At 61.8% G+C, this 16,525-nt stretch carries 20 protein-coding genes; 14 read left to right on the top strand and 6 right to left on the bottom strand.

Features of this window, described 5'->3' with window-relative positions; all coding sequences use genetic code 11:
• The first annotated feature begins 67 nt into the window (after positions 1 to 67).
• From AC0L2J_RS29540 to AC0L2J_RS29530, 3 genes are all read left to right on the top strand, one after another.
• Positions 68 to 1,135: a DUF7146 domain-containing protein gene (locus AC0L2J_RS29540; RefSeq protein ID WP_473395365.1), complete on the top strand. Its 1,068-nt coding sequence runs from the start codon at positions 68 to 70 to the stop codon at positions 1,133 to 1,135.
• Positions 1,136 to 1,462: 327 nt separating this feature from the next.
• A complete protein-coding gene (locus AC0L2J_RS29535; protein WP_473395364.1) occupies positions 1,463 to 2,386 on the top strand; it encodes a DUF2493 domain-containing protein in 924 nt (307 codons plus the stop codon).
• A gap of 81 nt (positions 2,387 to 2,467) precedes the next feature.
• Positions 2,468 to 2,701: a hypothetical protein gene (locus AC0L2J_RS29530; protein WP_473395363.1), complete on the top strand. Its 234-nt coding sequence runs from the start codon at positions 2,468 to 2,470 to the stop codon at positions 2,699 to 2,701.
• 315 nt (positions 2,702 to 3,016) lie between these two features.
• Here AC0L2J_RS29530 and AC0L2J_RS29525 read toward each other — a convergent pair whose 3' ends face one another.
• Entirely contained in the window at positions 3,017 to 3,178 is a 162-nt protein-coding gene (locus tag AC0L2J_RS29525) for a DUF736 family protein (RefSeq protein ID WP_473395362.1), read from the bottom strand.
• A 379-nt stretch (positions 3,179 to 3,557) separates the two neighbouring features.
• Here AC0L2J_RS29525 and AC0L2J_RS29520 point away from each other — a divergent pair, with 379 nt between their 5' ends.
• The gene (locus AC0L2J_RS29520) at positions 3,558 to 3,878 is read left to right on the top strand and encodes a DUF736 domain-containing protein (RefSeq protein ID WP_473395360.1); all 321 of its coding nucleotides are present in this window, start codon (positions 3,558 to 3,560) and stop codon (positions 3,876 to 3,878) included.
• Between the two features lie 164 nt (positions 3,879 to 4,042).
• Here AC0L2J_RS29520 and AC0L2J_RS29515 read toward each other — a convergent pair whose 3' ends face one another.
• The gene (locus AC0L2J_RS29515) at positions 4,043 to 4,324 is read right to left on the bottom strand and encodes a helix-turn-helix domain-containing protein (protein WP_473395359.1); all 282 of its coding nucleotides are present in this window, start codon (positions 4,322 to 4,324) and stop codon (positions 4,043 to 4,045) included.
• Positions 4,325 to 4,431: 107 nt separating this feature from the next.
• Here AC0L2J_RS29515 and AC0L2J_RS29510 point away from each other — a divergent pair, with 107 nt between their 5' ends.
• The 5 genes from AC0L2J_RS29510 (at position 4,432) to AC0L2J_RS29490 (ending at position 6,939) form a co-directional block, all read left to right on the top strand.
• On the top strand, positions 4,432 to 4,710 hold the full coding sequence (locus AC0L2J_RS29510) for a DNA -binding domain-containing protein (protein WP_473395358.1): 279 nt from the start codon (positions 4,432 to 4,434) through the stop codon (positions 4,708 to 4,710).
• 157 nt (positions 4,711 to 4,867) lie between these two features.
• A complete protein-coding gene (locus tag AC0L2J_RS29505; protein ID WP_204513416.1) occupies positions 4,868 to 5,050 on the top strand; it encodes a transcriptional regulator domain-containing protein in 183 nt (60 codons plus the stop codon).
• Positions 5,051 to 5,108: 58 nt separating this feature from the next.
• On the top strand, positions 5,109 to 5,630 hold the full coding sequence (locus tag AC0L2J_RS29500; protein ID WP_473395357.1) for a DUF2285 domain-containing protein: 522 nt from the start codon (positions 5,109 to 5,111) through the stop codon (positions 5,628 to 5,630).
• 124 nt (positions 5,631 to 5,754) lie between these two features.
• Positions 5,755 to 6,033, top strand: a complete 279-nt coding sequence (locus AC0L2J_RS29495; RefSeq protein ID WP_085398892.1) for a helix-turn-helix transcriptional regulator — start codon at positions 5,755 to 5,757, stop codon at positions 6,031 to 6,033.
• Between the two features lie 3 nt (positions 6,034 to 6,036).
• Positions 6,037 to 6,939, top strand: coding sequence for a replication initiator protein A (locus AC0L2J_RS29490; RefSeq protein ID WP_473395356.1), 903 nt, complete (start codon positions 6,037 to 6,039; stop codon positions 6,937 to 6,939).
• 587 nt (positions 6,940 to 7,526) lie between these two features.
• On the opposite strand, the gene AC0L2J_RS29485 is transcribed toward AC0L2J_RS29490, so the two are convergent.
• From AC0L2J_RS29485 to AC0L2J_RS29475, 3 genes are all read right to left on the bottom strand, one after another.
• The gene (locus AC0L2J_RS29485; protein WP_473395355.1) at positions 7,527 to 7,745 is read right to left on the bottom strand and encodes a hypothetical protein; all 219 of its coding nucleotides are present in this window, start codon (positions 7,743 to 7,745) and stop codon (positions 7,527 to 7,529) included.
• 21 nt (positions 7,746 to 7,766) lie between these two features.
• Positions 7,767 to 8,108 (bottom strand): transposase, encoded by a 342-nt coding sequence (locus tag AC0L2J_RS29480; RefSeq protein WP_473395354.1) that lies wholly within the window; start codon positions 8,106 to 8,108, stop codon positions 7,767 to 7,769.
• A gap of 69 nt (positions 8,109 to 8,177) precedes the next feature.
• Positions 8,178 to 8,717 carry an IS110 family transposase gene (locus AC0L2J_RS29475; protein ID WP_473395353.1) on the bottom strand — a complete coding sequence of 180 codons (540 nt, stop codon included), beginning with the start codon at positions 8,715 to 8,717 and terminating at the stop codon, positions 8,178 to 8,180.
• Positions 8,718 to 8,829: 112 nt separating this feature from the next.
• Between AC0L2J_RS29475 and AC0L2J_RS29470 the strand changes: the two genes are divergently transcribed.
• From AC0L2J_RS29470 to AC0L2J_RS29455, 4 genes are all read left to right on the top strand, one after another.
• Complete coding sequence (locus AC0L2J_RS29470; protein ID WP_473395352.1) at positions 8,830 to 9,294, top strand: DUF2840 domain-containing protein; 465 nt, start codon at positions 8,830 to 8,832, stop codon at positions 9,292 to 9,294.
• On the top strand, positions 9,294 to 9,800 hold the full coding sequence (locus AC0L2J_RS29465) for a S26 family signal peptidase (protein WP_473395351.1): 507 nt from the start codon (positions 9,294 to 9,296) through the stop codon (positions 9,798 to 9,800). The genes AC0L2J_RS29470 and AC0L2J_RS29465 overlap by 1 nt, the downstream gene beginning before the upstream one ends.
• A 3-nt stretch (positions 9,801 to 9,803) precedes the next feature.
• Positions 9,804 to 10,700, top strand: a complete 897-nt coding sequence (locus AC0L2J_RS29460; RefSeq protein ID WP_473395350.1) for a lytic transglycosylase domain-containing protein — start codon at positions 9,804 to 9,806, stop codon at positions 10,698 to 10,700.
• 241 nt (positions 10,701 to 10,941) lie between these two features.
• Positions 10,942 to 12,669 (top strand): relaxase/mobilization nuclease domain-containing protein, encoded by a 1,728-nt coding sequence (locus AC0L2J_RS29455; protein WP_473395349.1) that lies wholly within the window; start codon positions 10,942 to 10,944, stop codon positions 12,667 to 12,669.
• A 487-nt stretch (positions 12,670 to 13,156) separates the two neighbouring features.
• Here the strand turns inward: AC0L2J_RS29455 and AC0L2J_RS29450 are convergent, their stop codons facing one another.
• Entirely contained in the window at positions 13,157 to 13,966 is an 810-nt protein-coding gene (locus AC0L2J_RS29450) for a polysaccharide deacetylase family protein (RefSeq protein ID WP_473395348.1), read from the bottom strand.
• Positions 13,967 to 14,546: 580 nt separating this feature from the next.
• On the opposite strand from AC0L2J_RS29450, the gene AC0L2J_RS29445 reads away from it, so the two are divergent.
• Entirely contained in the window at positions 14,547 to 16,523 is a 1,977-nt protein-coding gene (locus tag AC0L2J_RS29445) for a conjugal transfer protein TraG (RefSeq protein ID WP_473395347.1), read from the top strand.
• The last annotated feature ends 2 nt before the right edge of the window (positions 16,524 to 16,525 follow it).

The raw sequence follows: 16,525 nt of genomic DNA, 5'->3' as shown, positions 1-16,525 counted from the left end.
GAGAGAGATCGACCACGGTCCAGGTCCGACGAACGGCTCGCGCCTGACGGTGCGAAAGGCTTCCTCGATACGGGGGTGCGCGGCCCGCGCCCCGGCGGCCCGCCGCCGCGCGCGCGCGGCGGAGGCGGTGTGCCGACACTATCTCTCGAATGGCAAGCGGGCGGGACGTTACTGGGTGGTCGGGGACGTCCATAACACCCCGGGCCGTTCGTTGTTCGTGCGCCTTCAGGACTCAGCGAAGGGACCCGCCGGCAAGTGGACCGATGCCGCGACCGGGCAACATGGTGATCTCCTCGACATCATCCGCGAAAGCCTGGGACTGCGAGACTTTCGAGAGGTCGCCGAGGAGGCGAGGCGCTTTCTGAGGCTGCCTCGTCCAGCGCAGCAGTCGGCTCCGAAACCCATGCGTTCGCCAGTTCCGACTGGGTCGCAAGAATCCGCCCGTCGGCTCTTTGCGATATCCAGCCCTATCGAAGGCACGGTGGTCGAAACCTATTTGCGGCGTCGTGGGATAGTCCGCATCCACCATGGGGGCAGCCTTCGCTTCCACCCACGTTGTTACTATCGACCCGATGAACACTTTGCGACCGAAACCTGGCCGGCGATGATCGCCCGCGTCACGGATCTGGAAGGCAGGATCACCGGCGCACACCGTACCTGGCTCGATCCAGAAGGCTTTGATCGCATTCGGCTCGGCAAGGCTCCGATCGATACTCCACGACGGGCCATGGGCGACCTTCTGGGCAACGCTGTTCGGTTCGGCGTGGTTGATGACGTGCTCGCAGCCGGCGAGGGTATCGAAACCATGCTTTCGCTGCGCCACGTGCTGCCGACTATGCCGATGGCCGCTGCGCTTTCGGCCAATCACCTCTCGGCCATGCTGCTGCCCTCTGGCCTGCGTCGCCTCTATATCGCGCGCGATGCTGATGCTGCGGGGGATGCCGTGCAGGCGGTTCTCACGCAGCGCGCGGAAGACGCCGGCATTGAAGTGATCCCACTATCGCCGCGGCTGGGCGACTTCAACGAAGATCTGCACATCTTTGGATTCGAGGCCCTCCGGACGGTGTTGCGGTTTCAGCTTGCGCCAGAGGACGTCGTTCGCTTCGTGCATTTGTCGACGGTGGCCGCGGAATAGCTCCCGGTCTTCGATCAATGTTGATAGGCCGGCGATAGGCGACGCCAATACCGGAAGAGGACGCGACCTTGGCCTTCTACAGGGCGATCGGACGGCAAGCAGCCCGGTCCGGCAATGGCTGCGTCCGGCTATTTTCCGCCGCGCGCCAGCGATAAGGCACATTAGCCATTTGACCGCGCGCTTTGCATCGCGAAGCAAAATAGCCGGCCTCCGCCATCCTTCGCTGTCGCTTCGGCCCGTTCGGGTGCTGGCCCGTTCCGCCCGCCGTTAGAGGATCGCCACGAAGGCCGCGATGGTCGCGGCCGATCCGGCAAAGGACCTCTTCCCATGACCGACCATGACGACATCGAACCGCCGCACGCGACATCTCCGACTAGCCACGTCATCACCGAATTGCAGCTCTTCGGCCATCGTCCTTTGGACGACCAGCCCGATCCAAGACCGCTCCCGGAGGGCAAGATGATCCTGGGTGCCGTGGTCGATATCTTCGACGCCCTGGTTGCAACCTTGAACGATACGCGGCTTGAGCCGGACCTTGACGATCTGCTCTGGTCGACCGTCAACTTGTTTCACCGAGCCGTCGATCGCATCGAACGCCAGCTCGACGATAACGAGCAGGCGCAGCACAAGAGCCAGCGCGAGCAGAACGGCTCTGAAGTGCGATCGGTCGAACTCGAGCGCCTGACGGCCGAAGGCATCTCGCTGATTGAGCGTCGCAATTGCCTGGAGCTCTTCCGGGATCAGGCCATCGAGCAATTTGAGCTCCACACCGGCTCGGCCTGGCGCCCACGGTCGGGATCATTGGTCAACCACCGAACGCTCACCGCAGCAATGATCGACTCCCGCGACTTCATCGCCGCCAAGCGTCATTCCGAGACTGAGGTCATGTTGCCACCAGGACCGAAAATCGCACTCACCGGCGGGTTCGACTTCAATGACCACCACCTCATCTGGGATCGCCTGGACAAGGTTCATGCCAAGCATCCCGACATGGTCCTGCTCCATGGCGGCTCCCCGAAAGGCGCCGAACTGATCGCTGCGAAATGGGCGACCCATCGCAAGGTGCCACAGATCGCCTTCAAGCCCGACTGGACGAAGCATGCCAAGGCAGCCCCCTTCAAGCGCAACGATGCCATGCTCCAACTCCTGCCGATTGGCGTCATGCATTTCCCGGGCACGGGAATTCAGGACAATCTCGCTGACAAGGCGAAGCGGCTCGGCATTCCGGTCTGGAAGTTCGGCGGCGCATGAGGGCCGTCGCCTTGAAGACGTCAAGGTGGAGTTGCACGCCGCAACTCCGCCTCGTTTGGTTTTTACATCCAAAACTGCGCCGTGGTGGTGGTGGAAGGCGAGATTGATAAATCCATGCACATGGAGCCAACCACCATGCTCGCGCTTGGGCTTGTTCTCAACGCACTCGGTCTCGGGTTGTTTTGCTGGGCCATCTTTGCGCTCGCGGTGTTCGCTTTGCCGTTTTTCGTCGCGCTGAGTATCGGGATGTTGGCATTTCGTCATGGCGCAGGCGTCTTCGCTCACTGCTTATCGGGATTGCTTCTGGCACGCTGACGCTTGCCGCTGGTCAGGTCGCCGTCGCCGTTAGTCGGTCCTTGACGTTGCGCGTCGCGATCGCAACCGTATTCGCGGTCCCTGCAGCGATTGCCGGCTATCAGGTGATTTTTGCCCTGTCGCAGATCGGGGTGCCTTCATTGGCTTGGCGCGAGGCATTCGCATGCGGAGGTGCGGTCTGCATCGGCGGCACGGGATGGACACGCTTGACCGTGTTCGCGGGGACCCTCCCGTCGGGGTCGGCGGGGGTGGTGGAGAGTGTGCCTCGACCGGTTCTTACAGCCGCCGCGCACGAGCGGAGAGGCTTTGTCGCCATCATCGGCCGAGCAGCACGGCACACGGCGTCACGTTGAACGAGGGGTCGTCGAGCTTGAGCGAGAGGTAATCGCGTTCCCTCCCCGGGGCGCTCAAGCAAGCCGTACCGGCCTCTGTCTGGTCCACATAGCTGCGGTGGAGCGGCGCGCTCCGTTCGATCATTCGTTCCGGGACTATATTGCCCTTTGCGGCAGATTGTTTCTCTTTCTGCGCTGAACCGTACCAACCCCTTGTTCAGCAGAACCGAGATTCGCCAGTCTTCTCCTCAAGATTGCGGTTCAGCACGCAGACCACGTGGCCTCTTTGATGGCTTGATCTGGCCGAAGACCGGCTGCGCCTCGATCGTCTGAGCCGCAACGCCGTTGCTGCGACTTTCTTCCCCTGGGCTTTGCCCATTCCTCGCGAGGCAAGAAAGTCGCCGCAACGACGTCCTCCGCTGCGCTCCGGCCCGCAAGCGGGTGCGTCGCCGATCGTCTTCGGCCTGCAGATCGCCATCGAGGCCGCGGTGGTCGCGGGCTCGAAACACAACAGGAGAAGTGACATGGCTAACATAGGTTCTTTCAAGAAGGTCGGCAACGACTTCCAGGGCGAGATCGTCACCCTGAGCCTGCAAGCCAAGGGGGTCCGTATCGTCCCCGAAACCAACCGCTCCAACGATAACGCTCCGAGCCACCGCATCTATGTGGGCCGGGCGGAGATCGGGGCGGCCTGGGCGAAGCGTTCCGAGGAGGGTCGCGATTACCTCTCGCTCAAGCTCGACGACCCCTCGTTCAACGCTCCGATCTACGCAAACCTGTTCGATGATGAAGGTGGCGAGGGCTACACCCTGCTCTGGTCGCGGCCGCGCAAGAACGGCGAGTGAGGCTCACTACCGCCAAGCCCCGCCCGAACTGCTCGGGCGGGGCTCTTCTCTTGAACAAAAATCGACTGAGCATGCAGCTGGATCGGCTTGGTCGAGTTGATTTTCACTCGTCTGAGTCACGCACTTACGTGGCGCTTGTCCGCGTGCCTTGAACTCGCCCAATGCTATTGCTTCTTGAAACGTAAAGGTGCTGACTTGCGACCCTTAGGCAACGTCTTGGGTGTCGCCGCTCCCTTGGGTGGCTGAACAAAGAATTCAGATAAATGGACACCCAGCGTCTCGGCGAGTCGGTCGAGAAGATCAATTGTCGGATTCTCAGATTGCCGCTCAAGGCCGCTCATATATGAGCGGTCAATCCCGGCGTCGTAGGCCAGCTGCTCTTGCGGAATACCGCGATCGACGCGGATCCGGCGCACATTCCAGGCCACGAGCGCACGAGCTTTCATGCGCTCAAACAGCCATTAGGCAGACCATCAAACCACTGGCTATAACCGAACTATTTTGGTAAGTTTCGCTTACGATGCATATTGGCGAAGTGCGCGCATAAGCCCACATGACGAAGCCACCGTTAGATCCCGATGTCGCGGATGTCGCGCCGCATGAACCGGTGCTGACGACCTATGACGAGCAGCATCTGGTAACGTACTGGCGACTTCTTGATGCCGAGACTGACGGCGCCGATTGGAAAGAAGTGGCTCGGATCGTGTTGCACATCGATCCGGATCGCGAACCGGCTCGCGCCCGCAATGCGTTTGATAGTCATCTGGCGCGAGCAAAATGGATGGCAGACCACGGCTACCGCGACTTGCTTCGCGGCGGCGCGCTTAAATAGTAAAATCTGTCATGAAGAATTCGCGCTCGAGAACAGATTTCCCCGCTGACGCGTGATCGCCTGCAGGCATCACGCAATGCATAATTGGTGACTTCCCCGACAATCCCAAGCTTCATAAACATTGCGCCGCAATCGACTTACGGCAGGGATAACAGCAATGTCCGAGTTCGACTGGCGCTCACCGGAGGCCTATCAGCACGCTATCAAGTCGGGCGAGATGGCGGATTTCGCCTGGGAGTCACTGCGGCGCAGCCCTAACTATCGAGCTTCCTATCGTGAAAATCGATCGCAGATGACCTCCGAATTCCGAAGGAGATGGGGCGTCTGCTTTCGCTCATGACCCTCAGGGGTCCTTTTGCCAACAGACAATCTTCTGGGCACCTGAGGCGTTGCCGACGGTGGTGCCGCTCGTTCGCAGCACGTCCGGCTCAAAAGCGGTCGGCGCGAGGCTACGGCTTACCGACCTTTCATCGGGCACCATCAGACAGGCATCTGACGGCTGGCATGCCGTATTGCGCATTCAAGGGGCACAACATCATCTCTGGCTGAAAGAGGCGCCGCAGTTTGGCATCACTTATGCTGCCGAACTGCCGCTCGATGCGGACTTTGAGATCCGCGCCCATGCCTCACATCGGCTGTGGCGCGCAATCAAGGGCCGCCGGCCGGGACCTCCTCTTCATCAGCTTTCCGCGCAGCGGCGCGAACGACTCGTCTTGGTGCTGCGAGCGCTCGATGGACGCATGGAAGGTGCTTCCTATCGCGTCATCGCCGAGGTGCTGTTCGGCCGAAAACGCATCCCTGAGCGCGCCTGGAAAACCCACGAGTTGCGCAGCCGGACCATCCGCCTGGTGCAGGCTGGCTTGGCTCTGATGCGCGGTGGCTATCGCGCACTGCTACGTCCCTCGTCTCGTAAGGAGTAGAGCAGGGGTGCCGAAAATCATCGCTTGATCTTCGGCATCCCCCTAAGCACTCCGACTGCGCCATCGTGACCGTCGACGCGCGGCCCGAGCCGGCCGCGCTCCAGACGAGCACGGAGCCTTGCAAATGCCCGATCCGAACGCCGGCCTGCCGCCGCGATACCTGCGCACGCCCGAAGCGGCGCGCTTTCTGGGACTCTCCGGCCGAACCCTGGAAAAGCACCGCACCTATGGGACAGGCCCGACCTACCGCAAGCTCGGCGGTCGCGTTGTGTATGCGCTCGAGGACCTGAAGGCGTGGGTTGACCGCGGCGCCAAAACGTCCACCAGCGATCCCGGCACAGGCACGGTCCTGCCCGCGAAACGGCACACACCCGTTCCCTATGCCGGCAAGGAGCGGCGCTGACCCATGCCGGACAGCAACTCTACTGCGAGCAGCAGGCGGCGGTCAGAGCGCGCCCAACTCGATCTGTTTCGTGCGCTCCCTGGCGATCTGGCGCCACGGGACGCACAAGACCTGATGGCTTACCCGTTCTTTTCGCTGGCAAAATCGAGGCGCAATGTTCCCATCGATTTCCGCGCAGGCACCATCACCATTCGTGTCGAAGCCGTGCCGGAACATGGCATGGCGACGATCTGGGACGCGGACGTTCTGATCTGGGCTGCCTCGCAGATTGTCGAAGCCCGTGATGCCGGCCTGAAAACGTCACGGCTGATGGCAGCGACCCCTTACGAGATCCTGAGCTTCATCGGCCGCGGCACCAGCGTGCGCGACTACGACCGCCTGAAGGCTGCGCTCGACCGGCTGCAATCGACCACCGTGATGACATCGATCCGCCAGCCGAGCGAACGGCGGCGGCATCGCTTCTCCTGGATCAACGAATGGAAAGAGACAGCCGATCTGCACGGGCATGCCCGTGGAATCGAGCTGATCCTGCCCGATTGGTTCTACACGGGCGTTCTCGATGAAGCGCTCGTGCTGACGATTGACCGGGCCTATTTCGATCTGACCGGTGGATTGGAGCGCTGGCTCTATCGCCTCGTCCGCAAGCACGGCGGCCGTCAGAATGGCGGCTGGAGCTTCGATCTCGTGCACTTGCATGCGAAGTCCGGGAGCCTCTCCCCGTTCAAACACTTTGCCTACGACCTGCGTCAGATCGTCCGTCGTCAGACATTGCCAGGCTATCGGCTCATCATCACGCATCATCCGAATGGCGCCGAGCGATTGAATTTCGCACCAGTCCCCATCGGCCCGTCGAGCAAGCGACTTCGCAAGCATGGCCTCGTCCTTCCTGCTGGGGATAAGCTGTGAATTCGCTCGTGCTATCAGGGACCAGAACGCTCGTGCCATCGGGGACGCGATGCTCGTGCTATCGAGGACCGGATTCAGAGCTAAGGTTCTGCGGCGCCAAGACTTCCTGCTCCCGTAACTTTCCTAACGTACTGACACTAACTTCTTGTTGTGAATCAGGGCGTTGTGAACAAGTCGGTCGTACGTGCAACGAGGATGCCTCATGCGCTTATGCTGTCACGCGCAAGACCTTCCTGCAATGCGAATCCGTTCTCCAAGACGCGCGCGGGTGCGCGATCGGGCGCAAAATCACGCAATCACCAGCATCGGCAGCACCGCATCACGCTCGTCGCCTTCCTTTGCGGCAGCTCGCTCGTCGAGGAGAACTCGCTAACGTCCCTGGTTGGCCCGACGGCCACCACATGCCGGAATCTGGAGAATGGGCGGTCAGGCTAACCAGCGCCGTGCTTGCTGGCTTCAAAGGTGTCCATGAAGCCGCCGACAAGAAAAGTTGCGATCTCACCCACATCCCCGTCCCCTCGGGAGACGCCGCTCCGCCGTGGCGGAAGGAAAAGGCGCGCGTGGAAGCGGCACGGTCGCAGAGGCCCTTAAGCCGCCGCAGCGACCCGGCCACGCTTGCCACCGACGCCAAACCGGAAGGTGGTGCCACTGGTCCAGATCTTGTGCGGCAGCACAGCGAGCGCGCGCGCCACTGCGGTCGCCGCGCGCTTCAGACCCTTCTTCCTGGCCAGCCGCGGGCCCCACAGCCGCAACTCAAAATTCTTCGGAATGCGCGTGAGGATCGCGATCGCCGCCTCGTACAGCATCGCCCACGTCAGCTCGTCGCCTCATTTGGAGATGCTGCCGATCCGGTCGGTCTGGCCGGATTGATAGCGCCGCGGCGTCAGCCCGAAACGGGCCTCGACGTTGGTCGACTTCTTGAATCGCGCCGGGTCATCGACGATGGCGCGAAACGTCAGCGCCACGCGATGCAGTTTTGCCAAACGCTGCCGCATGGCGCTGCGGGCGTTCAACAGCGGCGCGACGATCGCTTTCGATTCCTTCTTCCCGGCCAGGAGATCACACACCCGCGCGTCAAGACGGCCGACCGAGATCTCGCCGACCTTGAGTCCGAACGGGCGCAACAGGCCGCGGATCATGTTCTCCATGTCCAGCACCTTGCCGAGCATCGCCTTGCGCGCGGCCAGCAGCGCGCGCGACGTCTGTGCGCTCCCCGACTTGACATGAACGGCGCGGAATCAGCCAGTGCGCATCATCTGCGCAATGCGTTTTGCGTCGTTGCGGGCGGTCTTGTTCAGCATCGCGTTCAGCGCCGCCACGGCATGGCGGGCCTCGATGCAGATCATCGGGAGCCCCTTTTCGGCAACCGCCGTGAACAGCCAGGCGCTGAACGAGAACGCTTCCAGCCCGACGCGCTTGAGATGAATTCCCCATTCCGCCAGCAACAGTTCGATCGCGTCCGGATCCGTGTCCAGCTTCGCTTCCCAGAGGACCTTGCCGTCGCCGTCGACCACACAAACGGTCGTCGCCTCCAGCGACACGTCGAGCCCTGCATAGAAGTCCATCATGCGCCTCCATTGCCGACCGCCGGGATGCGCCGCGCGTTCCATTCGCGATTTGTCGCGAGAAATCATCGTCGCAATGCGACCGGCGATGGGGCACCGGTTAGTACCCCGGCAAGCCTCGAATCCTTCGGAATCCCTTCTAGCGAATTGGAGCACTCGGCTGCGATCCTTGGCAGCAGCGGGAGCGCTGCAACGGTTGGAAAAGCCGATCATCGACCCTCCATCACAACCGTTCTGGCGAAACCAAGGCTCTGACGTCGATGCGCCGGCGACGGCGCACCCGTTGGCATGTCCAAAATTCCTCTCAACACTATGGAGCGGCCAGGTGAGCGACCTCACAACTGTTGAACTCTTGTGGCTCGAGAAGCGGATCGAGAACCGAATCCGGTTCGGCAAGCCCGTATCGGAGAAGATCATTGACCAGCACCGGCGCATTCTCTCGTTTGTGCCCGGCAACATCTTTGCGTTCGTGCGCTGGACCTCCAATGATTTCGGAACCATCCTGTCTCGCATCGACATTCTGCGCGCGATCACGCCGGGGCAGCGGTATTCGACCGTGCCTTGGGTCAGCCCCGGCGGCGAAAGCCTGCTGCGACTGGCCGGCTGGCGAAAGGTGCAGCGCGTTCTCCAGTTGATCGACGCCGTGGAGTCACTCGGCATCGATCCTGCCGATGCAGCCCCCGAATATTGGCATCACGTCCACAACCGTCTTTCCGTCAACGAAACGCCACGACCTTATACGCGTGCGCGCCACCAGGCGTGGCTCCGCCGGCGAAGGATGGTGTTCTGATGGGACGGCTAAGGATCATCCTTGCGATATGTGGGGCCACAACGTTCGCGCTTTGGCCGGTCACCGACACCTCACTATCGTACATCTGGAACGCTTCCGAAAGTGTGCCGATCGGCCTCTACCGTTTGCAAGGGACCGCACGATTGCACATCACGGAGCTCGTGGCCGTTCGGCCACCAGAGCCGCTTGCGAGCTTCCTCGACTTCAACGGCTATTTGCCGAGCGGTCTTCCGATGCTCAAGCGCGTGCTGGCGTTGCCCGGACAGACCGTCTGCAGAACGGGACTCACAATCGTCGTCGACGGCATCGAAATGGGCCAGGCACGTGAGCGCGACGGCCGTGGCAGGCCGTTGCCGGCCTGGCAGGGCTGCCGGGTCGTCGCTGAGGACGAGGTCTTTCTCATGAACTGGCAGTCGGCGGTGTCCTTTGACGGCAGATATTTCGGACCGCTCCCGATATCGGCCGTCATCGGGCAAGCGGTACCGGTGTGGACCAGGGAGGACTGACAAATGCCGGCATTGCTCCACTGGATTGCGGTTTCTCTATTCGACCGATCGTACTGTCATTCCTCCATCCCGGCCGAATTGTCGGCAATCGGCACGCGTCGCGGCAGTCTCGCGCTGCCCCAGGGCCGGCCGGGAAGAGCTCTGTCCTTGGCGGTTGTCCGCACATTGCTATGTCAAGCCGCTGCTTGCTTTTTGGCAATTCTGCTGACGTTCGGAGCGCCATCGGCCGGCAGGGCGGAGGTTGCACCGCGCGCACAAGCTGCCCGCTCCTCAAACCTGCTTCCAGGCCGTGCATACGCCGCGTTCGTGACCGAAGCCTCACATCGGTTCGCAATCCCGGAGCGTTGGATCCGTGCTGTCATCCAGGCCGAAAGCGGTGGTAATGCGCACTCCATATCAACTCGGGGAGCGCTCGGGTTGATGCAAATCATGCCCGCGACCTGGGTCGAGCTGAGCGTTCGTTACGATCTCGGAATCGATCCGTTTGATCCTCACGACAACATTATGGCTGGGGCAGCGTATCTTCGCGAGATGCTCGATCGTTTCGGATCAGCAGGGTTTCTCGCAGCCTATAATGCCGGACCAAGAAGGTACGAGGAGCACCTGGCCACCGGTCGACCGCTTCCGGATGAAACACAGATCTACATCGCTACACTCGCACAATTGATCGGCACTGAGCAGCGCAAGAGCGGTGGTTCGTCTGCCAGACGCTTGGCGGCGTGGCAGCAAGCGCCACTCGTTGTTGAGCGGTCCAAGAGCTTATCGGCTGACACCAACTCGGCATCTCGTTTGCGCACAATGAATTCGTCGAAAGCAGCGCCTAGGGCGGGTGCAACTGCACTCGTCCCTCGCGCGACGGGCCTGTTTGTGCGGCGATCAGACGAGGTGCAGTCCCGATGATCGCAATCGCATTTCGTCGCATGATGTCGAAGCCAGTCGCAACGTTGAGAGTGGTCGGCAGAGAGCTGGGAGTGAGCGACCGGGGAGGGCAGGATAAAAGCCGCAAGGTGCGGCCGGTCGGTTGTGGGCGAAACTGTATCGATTTCAATGATCCGGAAAACATTGCGAATGGCCGACGCAACTTGCGATTTGCGGCAACTCCCCGTCGTCGCTCGGTTTTCGACACGTTCCGGCGGGCAAGATGACCGGTAACGACGATTTCCGCATCCGCCCAGGCCGCATCCGTTCGACGCGCGCGCCTCGGACAAAGCCGTTCTTGGCGCAGGCGCTCAAGGCTGCTCAGAAGCCCGGCGGTCTCTCGCGGGGCAGCCGCAGCAGCGGCAGCAAGTTTGGGCGCGGGCGCGCGGCGAGCCTTGCCGCGACGCGGCTCCTCAACAACCGTGCGCGATCCGCCATGGTCAAGGCGCGGGTCGTGCGCCGAATGCGTTCGCCGGGCGCGCTGCGCGCGCATATCGGTTATCTCCAGCGCGACGGCGTCACCCGCGATGGGACACCGGGCAAGCTCTTTGACGCCGCGGGCGATGACGCCGATGGCCGCGCGTTCGCTGAGCGCTGCCAGGGCGACCGGCATCATTTCCGGTTCATCGTCTCGCCCGACGATGCGGGCGAGCTCGCAAATTTGCGTAGCTTCACGCGTGAGCTCATGGATCAGGCCTCTCGCGACCTCGGCACTCCCCTTGATTGGGTTGCGGTCGATCATTGGAACACCGAGCACCCGCATGTCCACATCCTGGTGCGCGGCCGCGCGGATGACGGAAATGACCTCGTCATCAGCCGTGACTATATCTCGACAGGCTTGCGCGCCCGGGCCGGCGATCTCGTCACGCGCGAGCTTGGCCCGCGATCGGAGCTCGAGATCCGCCACGCCCTTGAAGCGGAGGTGACGGCAGAACGCTGGACCAGGCTCGACCGGGCGCTTGCCCGGGAAGCGGGTGCGGCGGACGGGGTGATCGATCTGAGGCCAGACGGGATTTCCGGGGGCGACCCATTAGGGGAGATTCGCATCGGGCGGATGCGGACACTCGAGCGGCTCGGCGTAGCCGCGCCCGCCGGTCCTGCGCAGTGGGTACTGGCCGTAGACGCCCAGCCGCGGCTGCGTGCGCTCGGTGAGCGCGGCGACATCATCAAGCGACTGCACAATACAATCGCGAAAGAGGGCACGGCACGCGCACCCTCGTCCTGGGCACTCGAAGGCGAACGCCATGGCCAACCGGTCATCGGGCGTCTTATGGCGCGCGGGCTCGACGACGAGCTCAAGGGCACGGCGTTTGCCATCATCGACGGGATCGACGGGCGCGTGCATCACCTGAAACTCCCCGATATCGACTCGGCTGGCAACGGGCCGATCGGCGCCATTGTGGAGGTCCGGCGCTTTGACGATGCGCGCGGTCGAGCACGGATCGCGCTCGCTGTGCGCTCGGACGTGGCGCTGGAGCAGCAGGTCTCGGCGGAGGGAGCGACCTGGCTCGACCGACAGCTTGTGGCACGCGAGCCTACCGATCTCTCACGCGCTGGCTTTGGCGCAGAGGTGCGGACCGCGCTCGAGCGGCGGATCGACGTCCTGGCAGAGCAGGGACTCGCCCGCCGTAATGGCGAAAAGGTCACGCTCGGTCGTAACCTGGTCGAGACCCTTCGCCGCCGTGAGTTGGCAGCCGTCGGACGACGTCTGGCCGAGGAATCAGGGCTTGCGCATTTGCCCACTGAGGCAGGTGAGCAGATTTCGGGGGTCTATCGCCGGCGCCTATCGTTGGCCTCTGGGCGTTTCGCCATGATCGACAATGGGCTTGGTTTCCAGCTCGTGCCGTGGACGCCTTCACTTGAGCACCAACTGGGAAAACAAGTAAGCGGCATCGCGGGACCGGCCAATGTCGAGTGGAGCTTTGGACGCAAACGGGGGCTCGCACTCTGACCCGTCGATTTCTGCTTTGGGGCCGCCGGCAGTTGCTGGGCACGACGGGCTATCATTGAGCCGCACATCGTTCCTATTCAACCCGAACCCTGTTCGCGTCAAAGGGGCAATCTTGAGGGTCCGGCGTGACGACTGGATCTCCATTTCTCAACGAGAGCTGGCAGAGTTCATGAGGTTTTGAGACCATCCTACCCGTTCAATGTTGAGGCGGTTGGCTTCATCAAGTCGTAACAGTGGAATGTAGGCCGACGACCTTAGGCCAACCCTTGTACAACCGACATCAGCCCACCAGCTAGAATGCACCGGATATTGCCATTCGGACGCAGGATCTAGCTGTCAACTCAGCATGCATTGTACCAATTGAGATTCGAATTCCCCTTAGGATCGGAAATCGAGCAGCTTCCACTCTCGGCCATCACCAGCCTGCAGCGAACTCAAAAGGGACATCATCAGGAAGCTGCCACAGGTGATGTCGAAAAGGCGCATGCTAATGGCGCGTCTCAGCCTTCTTCTCGGCCTGGGCAGCCGATACCAAATGCACGACTCGATAACCGTTCTTGTGCAGATATCGCAGCAACGCCGGCATCATCGCGGCAGTGCGGGCTTGGGCATCGTGCAGGAGGATGATGCCCTTTGTCGTGCTCTCTAGCTGCGCGATCACGTTCATGAGCTCTTGGTCTGAGCTTATGTCTTCCCAATCGCTCGCCCAAAGGTCGGTTCCGAACACGACGATCCCGCGCGACTGTAACGCGTCGAGCATTGCAGGCGACGAGCCGAAATAGGGAAAGCGGAAGAATGGCGTCGAAGGGACGTTGGTCGACACGCCCTTGAGCGCCAGTTCATCAGCCGCAATGCCGCGATCGATGTCATCCATTGCCTGCTCGAACGGCATCTTGGACATCATCTGGTGCGACCAGCTATGGTGCGCAATGCTGTGGCCCTGTGAGGCGATGCGGCGGACGAACTCGGGAAATTCTGCCGAGGATCTGCCGACAAGGAAGAAGGTGGCCCGCACGCATTCCTGCGCGAGCGCTTCCAGCACCTTTTGTGTGTTCGGCGGCCTCGGACCGTCATCGAAGGTGAGGACGACCTCGTGATCTGCCAGAGGAAGGGTCTTCGGAAACTCATTCGATCCCACGCGCGGATAGGCCTTCGGATCGACAGCGAGTACGCGCGACGTTCCCAATGCGTCCTGCCGCGGGCAGTCGGTCGCGCTAGCGATGCCATTGCAGGCGAACACCACGGCCGCAGCGCGGGCAAGCCATGATGCCAATCTGTTCAAACGCCTGTTTGCCATCGCCCCCAGCGCGACTTTGCTTGCTGCGCAAACCCGTGCGCGCCGTACGATATTCGATGTCGCTAGCGGGATTTCTGCGCATCAATGGCATATCGGGCCAAAAAGCGTCGTTAGGCCCCGGCTGATGCGATGAACGCGGCGTTCTTAATGATTGAACTTATTTCCGTGCCCTCTCTGCGGGGAAGCATCCTGGTCCGACCTTGGGCATAGTCGACAGGTCGCCAAGTCGCTCGTGTCGAGCACGACAACTTCCGAAAGAGAACGCCACCAGCACCAATTGATCGGAGCAAGGGCGAATCCGCCATATCGAGCAAACGTTGGGTAACGTCTGACGCCGTAGCCGCGACGGTCACGCAACGATGGGATAATCGCCGGCTCTTTCAGTCGTTTTCGGAGCGCGACATGGATCATTGTATGTTGTGGCTAGTATCACCGGTATGTTCCGGATCGTTGGGGATCTTCATTCACGAATGCGACCGTTCGCCTGACCCGCTGATTTCTGCGCCATGACGCGCGCGAGTACGATTCACGGGCGGCACCGCTTGTGCGCACCCCATGAATGCCTCCACATCTCCAATCCATGTCCGCAACAAAGATCATATGGCATCAGGTCTTCCTGGTTTGTCTCGTCGTACTCGCCTTTCTTTGGGCGGCTACCGAATGGACGGCATGGCGGCTCGCCTTCCAACCGCAGCTTGGACCAGCCTGGTTCAGGATTGGGCATTGGCCGATTTACCAGCCGGCAGCCTTCTTCGCTTGGTGGTTCAAATTCGACGCTTACGCACCATTGATCTTCCTGGAGGGCGGTGCCATTGCCGCGAGCGGTGGCATCGCAGCAATTGCGCTAGCGATGATGCTCTCCGTCTTGCGGGCGCAAGAGGCGAGGGACGTCACCACCTATGGCTCGGCGCGCTGGGCGGATGCGCGCGAGGTCAGGCGGGCGGGTCTCTTAGGATCTGACGGCATCGTGCTCGGCCGGCTTGAGGGCCATTATCTGCGGCATGACGGGCCTGAGCACGTGCTCTGCTTTGCTCCTACGCGCTCGGGCAAGGGCGTTGGCCTCGTCATACCGACTCTTTTGACCTGGCCGGCTTCCACGATCGTTCATGACATCAAGGGCGAGAACTTCCAGTTGACTGCCGGCTGGCGCGCGCGATTTGGGCCAGTGCTCCTATTCGACCCGACCAATCCGGCCAGCGCTGCCTACAACCCACTTCTCGAGATCCGTCGTGGTGATTGCGAGGTGCGAGATGCCCAAAACATCGCTGATATCCTCGTCGACCCAGAAGGGGTACTCGAACGCCGCAACCACTGGGAAAAGACCAGCCACTCTCTCCTTGTCGGCGCAATCCTGCATGTCCTGTACGCCGAAGCCGACAAAACCCTCGCAGGCGTCGCCAATTTCCTGTCCGATCCCTCCCGCCCGATCGACGCTACGCTCAACGGCATGCTCGCAACCCCGCATCTTGGAGGTAGCGTTCATCCCGTTGTCGCTTCGGCCGCGCGCGAGCTTCTCAACAAGAGCGAGAACGAGCGCTCCGGCGTGCTCTCGACCGCGATGAGCTTCCTGGGGCTCTATCGCGATCCGGTGGTTGCCAAGATCACCGCACGAAGCGATTGGCGCATCCGCGATCTCGTCGACGGCGCCGAGCCCGTCTCACTCTATCTCGTGGTCCCTCCATCCGACATCGTTCGCACCAAACCGTTGATGCGGCTCGTCCTCAACCAGATCGGGCGGCGGTTGACCGAAAGCCTGGATCCAGACCGGCGCCGGCAAAAACTCCTTCTGATGCTCGATGAATTTGCAGCGCTCGGCCGGCTCGACTTCTTCGAGAGCCAGCTCGCGTTCATGGCAGGGTATGGCATCCGCAGCTTTCTGATCACCCAGAGCCTCAATCAGCTCGAACGCGCCTATGGGCCGAACCATGCCATCCTCGACAATTGCCACGTCCGGATCGCCTTCTCGACCAATGATGAGCGTACCGCCAAGCGCGTATCCGACGCGCTCGGAACCGCGACCCAGTTGCGCGCCATGAAGAACTATGCCGGGCACCGTTTAAGCCCCTGGCTTGGACATCTCATGGTGAGCCGTCAGGAGACCTCCCGCCCGCTGCTGACGCCAGGCGAGGTCATGCAACTTTCGCCGAAAGATGCAGTCGTGATGATTTCCGGGGTGCACCCGGTGCGCGCCACGAAAGTCCGCTACTATGAGGATCCGCAGTTCCAGCGACGTGTGTTGAAGCCGCCCCGCTTCGAACCGCGTACCTTGTCCGCAGGACCGGATGACTGGTCGGCCGGCGCTCCAATTCCGCCATCAGTCGAGCTACTGACCAGACGCAAGCGCAGGAGCGACGAGGCGAACGGTGGTTTGCGTCGCGAGCCGGAATTGCCGAAACATGAGGAGATCGAGGTCAAGGCGCCGCTCGGCGAACACGAGTTCGACGCCGACCTCGATGAGGGTGATGCCGATGCCGTCCAGGCACGAGCTCTGAGCCGCTCGATGCAGGGCGTCGCGCGGACCGTCAGCCTCGACGCGGACGATGGGATGGACCTATGATC

The organism is Bradyrhizobium sp. MV1.5 (assembly GCF_055807615.1).
This window is presented reverse-complemented; position numbering and strand designations above follow the sequence as displayed.

What these genes read in the sequence shown, in the direction of transcription:
- AC0L2J_RS29465 (WP_473395351.1), top strand. Translation starts at nt 9,294, where the DNA reads ATGGGACGGCTAAGGATCATCCTTGCGATATGTGGGGCCACAACGTTC.
- AC0L2J_RS29455 (WP_473395349.1), top strand. Translation starts at nt 10,942, where the DNA reads ATGACCGGTAACGACGATTTCCGCATCCGCCCAGGCCGCATCCGTTCG.
- AC0L2J_RS29485 (WP_473395355.1), bottom strand. Translation starts at nt 7,745, where the DNA reads ATGCTGTACGAGGCGGCGATCGCGATCCTCACGCGCATTCCGAAGAAT.
- AC0L2J_RS29520 (WP_473395360.1), top strand. Translation starts at nt 3,558, where the DNA reads ATGGCTAACATAGGTTCTTTCAAGAAGGTCGGCAACGACTTCCAGGGC.
- AC0L2J_RS29445 (WP_473395347.1), top strand. Translation starts at nt 14,547, where the DNA reads ATGTCCGCAACAAAGATCATATGGCATCAGGTCTTCCTGGTTTGTCTC.
- AC0L2J_RS29480 (WP_473395354.1), bottom strand. Translation starts at nt 8,108, where the DNA reads ATGCTCGGCAAGGTGCTGGACATGGAGAACATGATCCGCGGCCTGTTG.
- AC0L2J_RS29450 (WP_473395348.1), bottom strand. Translation starts at nt 13,966, where the DNA reads ATGGCAAACAGGCGTTTGAACAGATTGGCATCATGGCTTGCCCGCGCT.
- AC0L2J_RS29535 (WP_473395364.1), top strand. Translation starts at nt 1,463, where the DNA reads ATGACCGACCATGACGACATCGAACCGCCGCACGCGACATCTCCGACT.
- AC0L2J_RS29525 (WP_473395362.1), bottom strand. Translation starts at nt 3,178, where the DNA reads ATGATCGAACGGAGCGCGCCGCTCCACCGCAGCTATGTGGACCAGACA.
- AC0L2J_RS29510 (WP_473395358.1), top strand. Translation starts at nt 4,432, where the DNA reads ATGACGAAGCCACCGTTAGATCCCGATGTCGCGGATGTCGCGCCGCAT.
- AC0L2J_RS29505 (WP_204513416.1), top strand. Translation starts at nt 4,868, where the DNA reads ATGTCCGAGTTCGACTGGCGCTCACCGGAGGCCTATCAGCACGCTATC.
- AC0L2J_RS29515 (WP_473395359.1), bottom strand. Translation starts at nt 4,324, where the DNA reads ATGAAAGCTCGTGCGCTCGTGGCCTGGAATGTGCGCCGGATCCGCGTC.
- AC0L2J_RS29475 (WP_473395353.1), bottom strand. Translation starts at nt 8,717, where the DNA reads ATGATCGGCTTTTCCAACCGTTGCAGCGCTCCCGCTGCTGCCAAGGAT.
- AC0L2J_RS29460 (WP_473395350.1), top strand. Translation starts at nt 9,804, where the DNA reads ATGCCGGCATTGCTCCACTGGATTGCGGTTTCTCTATTCGACCGATCG.
- AC0L2J_RS29490 (WP_473395356.1), top strand. Translation starts at nt 6,037, where the DNA reads ATGCCGGACAGCAACTCTACTGCGAGCAGCAGGCGGCGGTCAGAGCGC.
- AC0L2J_RS29495 (WP_085398892.1), top strand. Translation starts at nt 5,755, where the DNA reads ATGCCCGATCCGAACGCCGGCCTGCCGCCGCGATACCTGCGCACGCCC.